A 15,182-nucleotide genomic window follows, 5' to 3' on the forward strand; every position below is an offset into this window, starting at 1 on the left:
AAATGAAATGGCTTAAACATTTTCAATCCTTACACACGAAACTTGTTATCGTCTATGTATTGCTGATTATAATCGGTATGCAAATTATCGGTTTATATTTTACGAATAGTCTTGAAAAAGAATTAACACAAACATTTAAAAATAATATTTCGCAATATGCGAAACAAATAGAAATTAATATTGAAAAGGTCTACGACGAAGATAATTCGGTAAATGCTCAAAAAGAAGTTCAAAACTTATTGAATGAGTATGCTAATAGACAAGAAATAGAAGAAATTCGCTTTATTGATAAAGATCAAATTATCATGGCTACTTCAAAGCAGTCTACCCGTAGTCTAATAAATCAAAAAGCCAATGATAATTCTATTCAAAAAGCACTGTCGCTAGGTGAAATCAATAGCCATACCGTATTAAAAGATTACGGTAATGGTAAACAGCGTGTCTGGGTATATAACTTACCTGTTAAAACATCTAACGATGGTACGATTGGTGACGTTTATATCGAAGCAGATATAAACGATGTATATAACCAGTTAAGTAATATCAACCAAATCTTTATCGTTGGTACAGGGATTTCATTGTTAATTACAGTAATCCTCGGGTTCTTTATTGCACGTACAATTACGAAACCCATTACAGACATGCGGAACCAGACCGTAGAAATGTCTAAAGGTAACTATACGCAACGTGTAAAAATTTATGGTAACGATGAAATTGGTGAGCTCGCACTCGCCTTCAATAACCTATCTAAACGTGTACAAGAAGCACAGGCAAATACCGAAAGTGAAAAACGGCGTCTTGATTCCGTTATCACACACATGAGTGATGGTATTATCGCAACAGATCGACGCGGACGTATACGTATTGTTAATGATATGGCATTAACGATGATGGGCACAATGAAAGAAGATATTATTGGTGATTATATGCTTAACGTATTGAATCTTGAAGAAGATTTCTCATTAGATGAAATTCAAGAGAATAACGATAGTTTCTTGTTAGACATCAATGAGACGGAAGGCATTATCGTTCGAGTTAACTTTAGTACGATTGTTCAAGAAACCGGCTTTGTCACAGGTTATATCGCCGTGCTACATGATGTAACTGAACAACAACAAGTTGAACGAGAACGTCGTGAATTCGTGGCTAACGTGTCTCACGAATTACGTACACCACTGACTTCGATGAACAGTTATATCGAAGCATTAGAAGGTGGTGCGTGGAAAGATGACGACCTAGCACCACAATTCCTATCCGTTACACGTGAAGAAACAGAACGTATGATTCGTCTTGTAAACGATTTACTACAATTATCTAAGATGGACAACGAATCTGATCAAATTACTAAAGAGATCGTAGACTTTAATATGTTTATCAATAAAATCATTAATCGTCACGAGATGTCTGCGAAAGATACGACATTTATCCGTGAAATTCCAAAACAAACGATCTTTACTGAAATCGATCCAGATAAGATGACACAAGTGTTTGATAACGTTATTACCAATGCGATGAAATATTCACGTGGTGATAAACGTGTTGAGTTTCACGTGAAACAGAATGCGTTATATAATCGTATGACGATTCGTGTGAAAGATAATGGTATTGGTATTCCAATCAATAAAGTAGATAAAATCTTTGACCGCTTCTATCGTGTAGATAAAGCACGTACGCGTAAGATGGGTGGTACAGGTCTAGGATTAGCTATATCTAAAGAAATTGTAGAAGCTCACAATGGCCGTATATGGGCGAACAGTGTAGAAGGACAAGGCACGTCAATCTTTATTACGCTTCCATGTGAAGTTTTAGAAGATGGTGATTGGGATGCGGAGTAAAGAGTTAATCAAATCCATAATCCTTATCCTTCTTGTATTAATGAGTGCGGTTTTAACATATATGACCTGGAATTTCTCACCTGATTTAGCCAATGTGGATAAGCAACAAGATAATAAAGAAACAGAAGCTAAGACGATAGGGAAGCCATTAGATCAAGGAATGGATAAAGTGGTTACACCCTATCAGGTAATTCATTCTAAAGGTGAAGATTCTGAAGGTATGGAAGCGACGAAAAGTAATGTAGAAGCAACATTGAAACCATTGAAGAATCATCGTGTATTACGTTCAGAGCAAATGCATAGTAACCATAACTTAATTATCCCAGATCTTAGTGATGAATTTTTAGTATTGGATTTTACGTATGATATGCCATTAGCAACTTATTTAGGTCAAGCCTTGAATATTAACGCTAAAGTGCCAAACAATTTTAAATTCGATCGCTTAATCGTCGACAATAATAAAGATGGTACAGTGAAGCTCTATGCGATTAGTAAAGATCGCCATAACGTTGTGCGTATGACAACGTCTGCTAAACTCAGCCAATTTGAAAAGGTAATGAAGCAGCAACAGAAAAATATGCAGCCTTATACTGAGATTATTACGAATAAAGATACGATTGATAAGGCTACACATATTTTCGCGCCAAAAGCGCCTAAAGGCTTGAAATCATATCACACGATTTATAATCGCATTAGTGTAGATACGATGAATGCCATACTATTTAATGACTCTGTCGTTGTGCGTAGTTCGAAAAGCGGTAACGCAACATATAATAATAATACGGGCGTTGCCAATTATAGCGATGACAGTGAAAAATACCGCTATACTAATCTCTCAGAAGATGAAAATCGTTCTACTAATATGAAAGAAAGCATACCGAGTACCTTTGATTATATAAACAATCACGGTGGCTTTACAGATGATTTCAGGTTATTCAATGTGGATAACAAGACTGGTGAACTGACATATCAAATGTTCTTAAACGGTCGTCCAACGTTTAATAATGATGATCTTAATAACATTAAAGTATCATGGGGCGATAAAGGCGTCTTTAGTTATGCACGTGCACTATTGAAAGCCAATGTAACGATTGATAGTGGTGAAGACGAGGTTAAACTACCTGGTGCTGAGACTGTACGTGCAGAGTTAGCAAACAATCCAGAGATTAACTTTGAAGAAGTAACAAACATGACGATCGGCTACAATATGGATAACAAACCAGATAATACCGATATTGAAATCCAACGCAATAGTGAATTCAAACCACAATGGTATGTACAATATGATGGTGAATGGCGTGCATACAGTGATGGGGGGCTAGAATAAATGAACTGGAAACGTACAAAAACATTATTTATTATCGTCTTTATTCTAGTAAATATTGGCTTAGTCATTATCTATATTGATAAGGTGAATAAGTCACATATCAATGATAGTGAAGTTGAAAATGCTGTGGATTTTAAACAAGAAGAAATTAAAATTCCAGACAACCTCCCAAGTGTTAAAAATTTAAAAATGCAGTTGCTAACCGCGCGTTCATTTGATTTTTCATCCTATGCTAAAGCGCATTCTGATATATCGAGTGAACAATCAGGTGCCATGGCTAAAGGTGACATTAGTAGTCCTATCGACGTCAGCAATGATCAATACACCGACTTAAAGACATATGTCAAAGATAAGGTGTATAAAGGTAAAGACTATGAAATGAGTAACATAGACAACAAAAACGTAACGTTTGAACAAACTTACGAAGATTATCCAATTATGAATAACAATAAAGCGAGATTAAAATTTAATATAAATAATGATGGTAAAGCTTCAAGCTATAAACAAACGGCAATGAAATCTATCACACCATCAGAAGGCGCTAACAACGAGAAAAAACAAGTGAATACGGCGAGAAGCGCAATAGAAGCCCTTTACTTTAACCGTTATCTTAAACGCAACGATGAAGTTACTAACGCAAGACTTGGTTACTACACGGTTGTGAAAGAGCCCAATGTGCAAGTACTCGAAGCCAATTGGGAGATCAAAGTAAAACACGGAGAAAAGATTAAAACTTACTATGTTGAAGCCGTATCTGATAGCCCGAAAGTAATTGAAGAATAATATAACTGATCGAACGCACGTCTCTTAAAGAGATGTGCGTTTTTTATACCCAAAAACAATAAGGAATGGCTTAACTCTCTAAGATAGACATAAACATTAATAAGAAAGCGTTTACAAAATTAAACTACAATGATAATATTTCACTTAAGCTAGTTAGTTAATTTAAAAAACAAACCAACTAGCAAAGGGGGAATTCAATGGATAAAATTTCGGGTACGCATGATAGTTCTTATGTTGACGAAAGCCAAGTTAATGGTTCAACCAAGTTACGCACTTCTGAAAAAGTTGTATTTGGGGTAGGGGATTTTGGTGCTAATTACAGTTGGACTTTTATTGCATCATTTATCATTATTTATATGACAGATGTAGTAGGTATAGCAGGCTCAGTTATTGGAACTATTATACTTTTTTGTCGTTTTGCAGATGGTTTTTCAGACATTTTTATGGGCAGTATTATAGATAATACAAACACTAAAATGGGTAAAGCTAAGCCTTGGGTCTTTTGGACAGCACCTGTATTGGGCGTTTTAACATTCATGTTATTTAATGTGCCAACATCGTTTAGTTATACAGGTCAAATTGCATATATTTTTATCGTATATTTTTTGATTTCAGTTATTTTTTATACAGCAAATAATGTTGCTTATTCATCACTAGTATCATTTATGACTAAAAATGAAAAAGATAGAGTTTCACTAGGAAGTATACGCTTCATATTTTCTAATATCAGTGTGTTATGTATAACAACTTTCACAGTCTATTTTGTAACAAGTTTTGGCGATAATCAGCAAGGTTGGACATATACCTCAGCTATATACGCGTTGTTATGTGCAATCCCATTAATGATTACAGGTTATTTTGTAAAAGAAAGAAATGTGGCCGAAAAGCAATATCATGAAGTTAAAAAAACAAAGCGTATTCCATTTAGTTTAATCATTAAATCTTTAATAACTGAAAAATATTTCCTGATTACAATCGTCTTATATTTATTATGGTATTTGAGACAAACGGATAATAGTATGAGAATCTACTACGCAACGTACATTTTTAATGACGCCAATGTAATGGCAATGATGAGTATAGCGACACTATTGCCTACCATTTTAGGATTATTAGTAGCACCTCAATTTGCCGAAAAAGTAGGTATCAAAAATAGTATTATCATCGGGTTAATTATATCTATTATTTCGTATATTATGATGGGCATATTCTCAGAGAACTTAATACTTTTAGTCGTTGGATTAATTATTCATGGAATAGGGTTAGTGCCTTTTACAGCAGCATTAAGCGGTATTGTCGCAGATGTTGGAGATATTATTTATTGGAAGACGGGCGTACCAGTACAAGGCTCAATATTCAGTTTAGCAAGCGCTGGCATGAAGATTGGTTCAGGATTGCAATCTGCAATTGTTGGGTGGTCACTATCCGTAGGTGGCTATGTTGCCGGAGCCTCAGTTCAATCACAAAGTACCATTTTTGCTATAAAATCCATGCAGATTTATTTTCCATTATTAGCAGTCGCTATCGTAACGATATTCGCATTATTTTTGAATTATGAAAAATTTATTAAACACATAAAAGAACAAATTAGAACAAATAACGTAGGTGAAATGAGAGACAAACAAATATATAAATAAAATGAGGGATTACTATGACAAATTGTATTCATGTAGATAAAAAAGGTTCAGATTGTGGATTAGGTAATATTGAATCACCATTCTTAACAATAGATAAAGCTGCTTCTGTTGCACAACCTGGGGACAGTATCATTGTGCATCAAGGGATATATCGCGAAGAAATAACACATATAAACACAGGATTAAGTGAGTCTAGAAGAATTTCATTTGAAGCAGCCAAAGACGAACAGGTTATTATTAAAGGCTCCGAAGAAATAACAGGATGGCAACAAATCGATGGCAGTATATGGAAAGTAGAAATAGATAACACGATATTTAAAGATTTTAACCCATTTGCTACAAAATTATTTGGCGATTGGTTAGCGGTCGATAACGATAAGAGTTTAGGACAAGTATATTTAAACAATCAATCACTTTTTGAAGTAAGTGAATATGAACAATTGGCTGATCCGAAATTGGTTGAAGAAACACTAGATCATTGGACAAATAAACAAGTTACTTATGACTATAAAGACCAATCAATCTATGTCTGGTACGCAAAAGTAGAAAAAGATATAACAACGATATATGTGAATTTTCATGACTATAACCCCAATAATGAAGTAACGGAAATAAATGTTAGAAAAAGCGCATTTCGTCCCTTCAAAATGCATACAAATTATATTACAATAAGAAACTTTGAAATTGCGAATGTAGCAACGCAATGGTCGCCTCCAACTGCAGCACAGACAGGCATGATTGATACACATTGGAGTAAAGGGTGGATTATCGAAAATAACACACTTTATAACGCCGTGTGCAGTGCGATTGCTATAGGTAAAGAAATTTCAACAGGTGACAATTTAAATACTTATAGAAAAGACAAACCAGGTTATCAATATCAAATAGAGACCGTCTTTAAAGCAGTAAATAGTGATTGGAATAAAGAAACCATAGGATCACATATTGTTAGAAATAATGTGATACATGATTGTGGACAGAATGCAGTAGTAGGACATTTAGGAAGCGCATTTAGTAAAATATATAATAACCATATTTATAATATAGGTAATAAGAGAGAATTTTTTGGTTATGAAATTGCAGGTATCAAGTTGCATGCTGCGATAGATACACAAGTGTACAACAATTATGTTCATAATTGCTCACTAGGTATGTGGTTTGATTGGCAGACACAAGGAACAAGAATAAGTAAGAACATATTTAATGATAATACTAGAGACTTGTTCGTAGAAGTAAGTAGCGGTCCGTATATTGTAGATAACAATATACTAACTGCGGATTATGCTTTAGACAACCATGCACAAGGTGGGGCTTACGTTAATAATATTATTAATGGCGAAATAGTACATAGGTTAATGTTGGATAGAGCAACGCCATACCATGTACCACATAGTACATTAATAGCAGGATTTGCACCAGTTTATGGTGGCGATGATAGATTTTATAACAATATATTTATTGGACAAGAAGGTATACCTAATGTAGGAACTGAAATTTATAATGGTTATAACACGTCACTATCAGAATTTAAAGAAGCGGTTGCTAAAGAAGAAGGCGATCATGAGTCATTTCATAAGATAAAACAACCAGTATATATTGAAGATAATGCATATTTTAATAAAGCAGATCAATTTAATAGAGAAGATCGTAATTTTATAGATGAAAGTGTTAACCCTGATTTATCAATAGTCGAAGAAGGTAATGATGTGTATTTAAATATCTCTGTACCAGAATCATTTATTGAATTTAAAGGACAAGTATACGATACCGAGACATTACCTAAAGTACGTATTGTTGATGCAGACTTTGAAGATGAAAATGGTAATTCATTAACACTCAACACAGATTTAAATGATGAGTTGAGAGAAAATGAGTCTATGATAGGTCCACTTCAAACGCTCACTACTGGAAATAATAAAGTGAAAATTTGGACTAAAAACGATGCAAAATAATAGAGTTTATTTCAAGAAATATGAAAGTTATATAACTATATAGCATGACGTAAAAGATTTGTTTTCTACATTGCGTAGGAGATGAATCTTTTATTTTTATAAATTGAAAAATGATTAACAAACCTTTCCAATTTTATTCAGATGAAATATCCATAAAGTATGTTAAAATTAAATACTGTTGATGAGCGTTATACAAAAGCAAAAAATAAAGCGCTGTAGTATAATAAAAGCGTAAAATTCGCGATAAGTTGAAGCGGAAAAGAGATAATAATTTTATGCGACAGGATTTTTTAAATTCTGTGATTGCAATCGTATGCATGAGGTTCCATTAGCTATGCGCAGTGCTCCTAACGGCACGAGCAATGAAAATTTTAGACAGAGGGTATATTGACGGCACATAAACCGAAGTCTGCCCTATAACAATATATTACTAAACAGTGTTTACAGATTAGAAAGGGTGAATCGCTTGATACGTATGAGTGTATTAGCGAGTGGTAGTACAGGAAACGCCACTTATGTGGAAAATGATAAAGGCAGTATCTTAGTTGACGCAGGTTTGACTGGGAAGAAAATGGAAGAACTTTTTGGACAAATTGATAAACAAATTAAAGACTTAAACGGTATTTTAGTTACTCACGAACATTCAGACCATATTAAAGGATTAGGCGTATTAGCACGTAAATACAACTTGCCTATTTATGCGAATGAAAAAACATGGTCAGCCATCGAAAGGAAAGACAGTAAAATTCCAATGGACCAAAAATTCATCTTTAATCCATATGAAACGAAATCATTAGCTGGCTTCGACATTGAATCGTTTAACGTTTCACATGATGCCATCGATCCACAATTCTATATATTCCATAACAACTATAAGAAATTTACGATTTTAACAGACACAGGTTACGTTTCAGATCGCATGAAAGGTATGATTCAAGGCAGCGACGCATTCGTCTTTGAAAGTAACCACGATGTAGATATGTTACGCATGTGTGGTTATCCGTGGAAGACAAAACAACGTATCTTGAGCGACATGGGACACGTTTCCAATGAAGATGCAGCACACGCAATGACAGACGTCATTACAGGCAGCACAAAACGCATTTACCTTTCTCACTTATCTCAAGATAACAACATGAAAGATTTAGCCCGCATGAGCGTCGGACAAGTTCTAAACGAACACGACATCGATACAGAAAAAGAAGTATTGTTGTGCGATACTGACAAAGCTAATGCAACCCCAATATATACGCTATAGAAGCCCTTGCCCCTTGATTGAAGGGGCTAGGGCTTCTTAATGCATTAGCCAATGGCTAATGTAATCCTAAACTGAAAGCAAGCTCAATTGGAAAGTTAAGCGATTTTGAATGCATTGGTATAGGCGAATGCTAAATTTCGTTGTCCCGCCCTCGCAAAGATGAGTTTTTTGTTAGAACGCAATTGCTCAAGCAATTGCATAAGCGCTACTAATCTTTATAAATAAAGAAGTAGTGCTTTAAAAAGCATTATACAAGGCGCACTTAGAAACCAGTCATCTACTGCACATTAACAGATTATCAATAATAGCGAATTAATGTGAGACTCAGGCTTCTTAATGCATTATTGTGAGTGTATGTAATCCAAAAGAGGAAGAGAGTGTAACTGAAAAGTTTAGCGGATTGTAAAGCATTGGAAATAAGCCAACGTAAACTTACTTTTATAGCGGCATTAAATTGAAAAATTCAGAGATTTTTCATAAATTAACCGAGATTTAATATGATGTTTGAGACTTAACGCTTTTTAATGCATTATTACGTAGGAATGATGCATTCTATAAATAAATTCACAAATTAATTGAGGAAGACTAGTGATTATTGATAAATCATTAGGCTGATTTGTATTGTAATAACCTAACCAATATCACAATTTGAGATATTGGTTTTTTATTATGTGTAAGAATAGTATTACTAAATTTTAAGGGTCATACATCCCTGTGTCTTAATTGAAACCCAATATACAATTACAGCATAATTATAAACAGTGGATAACTTAGCTAATAAAAGGTTTTAATAGGTAAAAATCATGAAGATAACGTAAAATTTGTGAATAAGTATGTAAGATACCCATCAACTTATCCACTGTTTTATCCATAGTTATCCATAGATGTGCACAATTAACAAGGAAATACCCACATTATACACAGGGTTATCCACAAATTAACATGTTATTAACTTATTTTTGTTTAGAAAACGTAAACATTATTAAATAATGATATACATTCCTGTTATAATAAGAGGGAATAGTGTGAATAAGTGTACAACTTGTGGATAACTCTAATAACTATTGTTTATTATGAACTTGGAGGACAATGATGAAAATTACGATACTAACAGTAGGTAAATTAAAAGAAAAATACTGGAAACAAGCAATCGCAGAATATGAAAAACGTTTAGGAGCATACTCCAAAATTGAAGTTATAGAAGTGCCTGACGAAAAAGCACCTGAAAATATGAGCGATAAAGAAGTTGAACAAGTGAAGGAGAAAGAAGGCCAGCGCTTATTAGCAAAAGTAAAACCCCAGTCAACTGTCATAACACTTGAAATCAAAGGTAATATGTTGACGTCTGAAGGATTAGCTAAAGAAATAGAAGGACGAATGACTAGAGGACAAAGTGACTTTACCTTTATTATTGGTGGATCCAACGGCTTACATAAAGGTGTACTAGACCGTAGCGACTATGCATTATCCTTTAGTAAAATGACATTCCCACACCAAATGATGCGCGTCATATTGATAGAGCAGATCTACCGTGCATTTAAGATTATGCGTGGGGAGACATATCACAAATAAAACTAAAAAATAGGTTGTATGTAACTCACTTTGAAATTGATTGAATATATAGTATCTTTAATAAAATGCAGCTATTGTGGCGTAGAATTTGAGAATCAAAAAAGGATTAATATAGTTTGAAGAGACTGAGCATAAATACTAGAAAAATGGCCAGTAAATGAGTTTATTATAAATTCATTTACTGGCTTCTTTAAATAATTATCTAGACAATTTGCTTTTCTAGACATACTCTGAAATGCATTATTTTCTTTAAGAATATTAATATATGACTTGTTTTGGTAATGATAACCTTGGTCAGAGTGTATTGTCATGCGATAGTTAAGATTAGATCTTTTAATTAAAACATTGTTTTAAATATCGATGACAAGGTCTAATGTAGGACGTGTAGACATAAGTTTCGGAATTATATAAATCCATAAAAGTAGATAAATCGAAAACATTTATACCCTGGGTGGGTATATGTTATAGTATAAGTAGCTTTACTATAACATTTTCATTAGGAGGGGTTAATTTGAATAATAATGGTGAAGAGCATAATCATCAAAATCACATGAATCATTCCAATCAAATGCATCATGATAACCATGCCTCACATCATCATCATAGTGGCCATGCACATCATCATGGAAATTTTAAAGTTAAGTTTTTTGTTTCATTAATTTTTGCAATACCTATCATTCTTTTATCGCCACTGATGGGTGTTAACTTACCTTTTCAATTCACATTTCCAGGTTCTGAATGGGTAGTGTTAATATTAAGTACAATTTTATTCTTTTATGGTGGTAAACCGTTCTTGTCTGGTGGTAAAGATGAAATTGCTACAAAAAAACCAGGCATGATGACCTTAGTTACCCTAGGTATCTCAGTAGCTTATATTTATAGCTTGTATGCTTTTTATATGAATAACTTTAGTAGTGCAACTGGTCATACAATGGACTTTTTTTGGGAATTAGCAACCTTAATTTTAATTATGCTATTAGGACATTGGATAGAAATGAATGCTGTCGGAAATGCTGGAGATGCTTTAAAGAAAATGGCAGAACTGTTACCTAATAGTGCTATTAAAGTTATGGATAATGGCCAACGCGAAGAAGTTAAAATATCAGACATCATGACTGATGATATCGTCGAAGTAAAAGCCGGAGAAAGCATTCCAACAGATGGTATTATCGTTCAAGGACAAACATCTATAGATGAATCCCTAGTCACTGGAGAATCTAAAAAAGTACAAAAAATCAAAATGACAACGTCATCGGGGGTTCTATTAATGGGTCTGGAACAATACAACTCAAGGTTACAGCTGTGGGAGAAGATGGATATCTTTCTCAAGTTATGGGACTTGTTAATCAAGCACAAAGTGATAAATCTAGTGCTGAATTGTTATCTGATAAAGTAGCGGGTTATTTATTCTACTTTGCTGTAAGTGTTGGCGTGATTTCTTTTATTGTCTGGATGCTCATTCAAAATGATGTTGATTTTGCATTAGAACGTCTTGTAACTGTGTTAGTCATTGCTTGTCCACATGCTTTAGGCTTGGCAATACCTTTAGTCACTGCACGTTCTACTTCAATTGGTGCACATAATGGTTTAATTATTAAAAATAGAGAGTCTGTAGAAATAGCTCAACATATCGATTATGTAATGATGGATAAAACTGGTACTTTAACTGAGGGTAACTTTTCTGTGAATCATTATGAGAGCTTTAAAAATGATTTGAGTAATGATACAATATTAAGCCTTTTCGCCTCATTAGAAAGTCAATCTAATCACTCATTAGCTATAAGTATTGTTGATTTTGCGAAAAGTAAAAATGTTTCATTTACTAATCCACAAGACGTTAATAATATTCCAGGTGTCGGATTAGAAGGTCTAATTGATAATAAAACATATAAAATAACAAATGTCTCTTATCTTGATAAACATAAACTTAATTATGACGATGACTTGTTTACTAAATTAGCTCAACAAGGTAATTCAATCAGCTATTTAATTGATGAACAACAAGTCATTGGCATGATTGCTCAAGGAGATCAAATTAAAGAAAGCTCAAAACAAATGGTAGCTGATTTACTATCAAGAAATATTACACCAGTTATGCTTACGGGTGACAATAATGAAGTGGCACACGCTGTCGCAAAAGAATTAGGTATTAGTGATGTGCACGCACAACTCAAGCCAGAAGATAAAGAAAGTATCATAAAAGATTATCAACGTAGTGGTAAAAAAGTAATGATGGTCGGAGACGGTATCAATGACGCACCAAGTCTTATAAGAGCAGATATTGGTATTGCAATTGGTGCAGGAACGGATGTTGCAGTGGATTCAGGTGATATCATACTTGTTAAAAGTAATCCATCAGATATCATTCATTTCTTGACCCTTTCAAATAATACTATGAGAAAAATGGTGCAAAACTTATGGTGGGGTGCAGGCTATAATATTGTTGCTGTACCTTTAGCAGCTGGTATTTTAGCATTTATCGGCTTGATTTTATCACCTGCAATAGGTGCTATTTTAATGTCACTAAGTACGGTTATCGTTGCAATTAATGCCTTTACATTAAAATTAAAATAAAAGATAGGAGTTTTATTATGATTAAAAAATTATTTTTTATGATATTAGGATCATTACTAATATTATCAGCTTGCTCCAATAATGATGAAAAAGATAAAGACACTAATGACCAAAAAAGTGAGAGCCATACGAAGCATAATGATGAAAGTAAAGTTCCTGAAAATATGAAATCGACTAATGAGGGTGAATTTAAAGTGGGAGATAAAGTAACGATTACAGCAGGACATATGCCAGGTATGAAAGGTGCAGAAGCTACTGTAAAAGGTGCGTATAAAACATATGCTTATGTTGTAAGTTATAAACCCACAAATGGAAATGAAAAAGTAAACAATCATAAATGGGTCGTGAACGAAGAAATTAAAGATGCACCTAAAGATGGATTTAGTAAGGACGATACTGTTAAATTAGAAGCAAATCATATGTCTGGCATGAAAAATGCTGCAGCTAATATAGATAACGTGAAAAAGACTACTGTTTACGTGGTTGATTACAAATCCAAAGATAATGGTAAAATCATTAAAAATCATAAATGGATGACAGGAAATGAGCTGGAAGCACGATAAAAATCTAGTTCTAAATTGAGAAATAAATAGATATAAAAATATTCTCCTTAATCAATAATTTAAATAACTTATTATTGTTAAGGAGGATATTTTTTATTGTGTAAATTAAAAAGAATTTTAGAAGAATAACATTTATCAAAAAACTGTTCATTACCTTATTAATTGAAATTATATAATTAAAAACCGCATCATTAACCGATACGCAGAAGCTTATCATAAGTGATGCGTTTTTTTATTTTACATTTTACTAGTGATGATGTTAACTAAAAACATACTTGATAACCCAATTTAAAGACGCAATGATCAATTTTATATGCAGAAGATTACATATAGAATTGATAACTTTAATGGGAGGTGACTTATATATGAGACTTGCAGAGCAAATTAGAAAGTATAGAAAAAGTTCTGGTTTAACTCAAGAAGCTTTAGCGGAGAAATTGAATACTACTAGACAGTCTGTTTCAAAATGGGAACAAGGATCTTTAGAGCCTAATATTCAAATGCTTAATAATTTAGCTGAATTGTTTGGTGTTAGTCTTGATAATTTAGTTAATGGTAAAGACGGATTAGAAGATTCTGATGATAAAGACTATGCACATGTACCAATGAATATATGGGAATTTGCTTCTAAAAAATGGTGGTTAATCATTGTAATCGTATTAATTATCGGTGGTACACTTTCACAAATGTTCGGTTAATATATAAGTTCCTTAATTGTTGTTAAGGAGTTTTCATTATGAAAGTTTTAATTAATATTTTAAAAATTGTAGGATTGAGTATCATATTATTTATTATTTCTGTATTCGCGCAAAATATAGGCATCCTATGGCATATATTTAGTTTGTATACTTTGGAATATTTGTTGCATGGTTTAACTTATCTGATAGTGACTATAGGTCTAGTTAACCTATTAGTTAAGAAAGGTTTGAAAAACACGCTATCATATTATAGAATTACTACTTTTAAGATTTATCCGTTATGCTTAATTTTAGGTTTGGTTTTACCGATTATAGTCATAACTGTTTATTTTGTGTTTATATCTGGAGATATAATTGTTACTCAATTTGCCTCTGAAAAAGAGTATATTGAAATGATTATTTCTGTATTATTCATATCAGGTATCGTTGCGCCAATTGTAGAAGAAATTATATTTAGAGGTGTGCTTTTAAAATACATTGAAGATAAAACAAATATCTTAGTAGCAATTATATCAACATCTGTACTATTCAGTTTGGTACATTTGTTCAATGGAAAATTAGTTGGTTTAGATTTTTATTTATTAATTATTGCTGGAACCATTGCAGGAATTATGTATGGAATTGCTTGTTATAAGTATTCTTCAATTTGGGCTAGTATATCATTACATATGTTTTGGAATATTGGAGGTATATTTGTTATGACAAACAGTAAAGAAGACTACGGTATCATACAGTATATAATAAATAGTAGCAATGTATTTATAACAGGTGGCGGTTACGGTACGGATGCATCAATAATTTCTATATTAAGTTATATGTTAGTTATAGTCATACTTTTATTCAGAAAAAGGCATGTAAGAAATTCCAATATAAAATGAATAAATTAAAATAAAGCATTTTTCATTTTGTAATGAAGAATGCTTTATTTTTGTCTGTCTTTATTATTTTAATTAAGTTTAATATCTTAATTTCATACTTGGCCA

At 32.9% G+C, this 15,182-nt stretch carries 10 protein-coding genes and 1 pseudogene; all 11 read left to right on the plus strand.

Translation table 11 applies throughout. From position 1 onward, the window contains the following. The first annotated feature begins 2 nt into the window (after positions 1 to 2). The gene (gene walK, locus D9V42_RS05600) at positions 3 to 1,835 is read left to right on the plus strand and encodes a cell wall metabolism sensor histidine kinase WalK (RefSeq protein ID WP_017723693.1); all 1,833 of its coding nucleotides are present in this window, start codon (positions 3 to 5) and stop codon (positions 1,833 to 1,835) included. After that, entirely contained in the window at positions 1,825 to 3,162 is a 1,338-nt protein-coding gene (gene yycH, locus D9V42_RS05605; RefSeq protein ID WP_026113539.1) for a two-component system activity regulator YycH, read from the plus strand. The genes walK and yycH overlap by 11 nt, the downstream gene beginning before the upstream one ends. Beyond that, a complete protein-coding gene (locus D9V42_RS05610) occupies positions 3,163 to 3,945 on the plus strand; it encodes a two-component system regulatory protein YycI (RefSeq protein ID WP_122063655.1) in 783 nt (260 codons plus the stop codon). A 197-nt stretch (positions 3,946 to 4,142) separates the two neighbouring features. After that, complete coding sequence (locus D9V42_RS05615) at positions 4,143 to 5,582, plus strand: MFS transporter (protein ID WP_233665277.1); 1,440 nt, start codon at positions 4,143 to 4,145, stop codon at positions 5,580 to 5,582. Between the two features lie 14 nt (positions 5,583 to 5,596). Beyond that, positions 5,597 to 7,534: a right-handed parallel beta-helix repeat-containing protein gene (locus tag D9V42_RS05620; protein WP_122063658.1), complete on the plus strand. Its 1,938-nt coding sequence runs from the start codon at positions 5,597 to 5,599 to the stop codon at positions 7,532 to 7,534. Between the two features lie 457 nt (positions 7,535 to 7,991). Then, positions 7,992 to 8,792: an MBL fold metallo-hydrolase gene (locus D9V42_RS05625; protein ID WP_122063660.1), complete on the plus strand. Its 801-nt coding sequence runs from the start codon at positions 7,992 to 7,994 to the stop codon at positions 8,790 to 8,792. Positions 8,793 to 9,884: 1,092 nt separating this feature from the next. Continuing rightward, positions 9,885 to 10,364, plus strand: coding sequence for a 23S rRNA (pseudouridine(1915)-N(3))-methyltransferase RlmH (gene rlmH / locus D9V42_RS05630; protein ID WP_122063665.1), 480 nt, complete (start codon positions 9,885 to 9,887; stop codon positions 10,362 to 10,364). A gap of 511 nt (positions 10,365 to 10,875) precedes the next feature. Further along, positions 10,876 to 12,938: pseudogene (locus D9V42_RS05635) on the plus strand (heavy metal translocating P-type ATPase). Positions 12,939 to 12,955: 17 nt separating this feature from the next. Then, the gene (locus tag D9V42_RS05640; RefSeq protein ID WP_017723719.1) at positions 12,956 to 13,501 is read left to right on the plus strand and encodes a YdhK family protein; all 546 of its coding nucleotides are present in this window, start codon (positions 12,956 to 12,958) and stop codon (positions 13,499 to 13,501) included. A 365-nt stretch (positions 13,502 to 13,866) separates the two neighbouring features. Further along, positions 13,867 to 14,199: a helix-turn-helix domain-containing protein gene (locus tag D9V42_RS05645; protein ID WP_122063669.1), complete on the plus strand. Its 333-nt coding sequence runs from the start codon at positions 13,867 to 13,869 to the stop codon at positions 14,197 to 14,199. Between the two features lie 38 nt (positions 14,200 to 14,237). Further along, positions 14,238 to 15,077 carry a CPBP family intramembrane glutamic endopeptidase gene (locus D9V42_RS05650; RefSeq protein ID WP_122063672.1) on the plus strand — a complete coding sequence of 280 codons (840 nt, stop codon included), beginning with the start codon at positions 14,238 to 14,240 and terminating at the stop codon, positions 15,075 to 15,077. Positions 15,078 to 15,182: the final 105 nt, after the last annotated feature.

The sequence above is a fragment of the Staphylococcus pseudoxylosus genome (assembly GCF_003697915.1).
In the GTDB taxonomy this organism is placed as follows: Bacteria; Bacillota; Bacilli; order Staphylococcales; family Staphylococcaceae; genus Staphylococcus; species Staphylococcus pseudoxylosus.

What these genes read in the sequence shown, in the direction of transcription:
- D9V42_RS05610 (WP_122063655.1), top strand. Translation starts at nt 3,163, where the DNA reads ATGAACTGGAAACGTACAAAAACATTATTTATTATCGTCTTTATTCTA.
- yycH (WP_026113539.1), top strand. Translation starts at nt 1,825, where the DNA reads ATGCGGAGTAAAGAGTTAATCAAATCCATAATCCTTATCCTTCTTGTA.
- rlmH (WP_122063665.1), top strand. Translation starts at nt 9,885, where the DNA reads ATGAAAATTACGATACTAACAGTAGGTAAATTAAAAGAAAAATACTGG.
- D9V42_RS05650 (WP_122063672.1), top strand. Translation starts at nt 14,238, where the DNA reads ATGAAAGTTTTAATTAATATTTTAAAAATTGTAGGATTGAGTATCATA.
- D9V42_RS05640 (WP_017723719.1), top strand. Translation starts at nt 12,956, where the DNA reads ATGATTAAAAAATTATTTTTTATGATATTAGGATCATTACTAATATTA.
- D9V42_RS05620 (WP_122063658.1), top strand. Translation starts at nt 5,597, where the DNA reads ATGACAAATTGTATTCATGTAGATAAAAAAGGTTCAGATTGTGGATTA.
- D9V42_RS05645 (WP_122063669.1), top strand. Translation starts at nt 13,867, where the DNA reads ATGAGACTTGCAGAGCAAATTAGAAAGTATAGAAAAAGTTCTGGTTTA.
- walK (WP_017723693.1), top strand. Translation starts at nt 3, where the DNA reads ATGAAATGGCTTAAACATTTTCAATCCTTACACACGAAACTTGTTATC.
- D9V42_RS05615 (WP_233665277.1), top strand. Translation starts at nt 4,143, where the DNA reads ATGGATAAAATTTCGGGTACGCATGATAGTTCTTATGTTGACGAAAGC.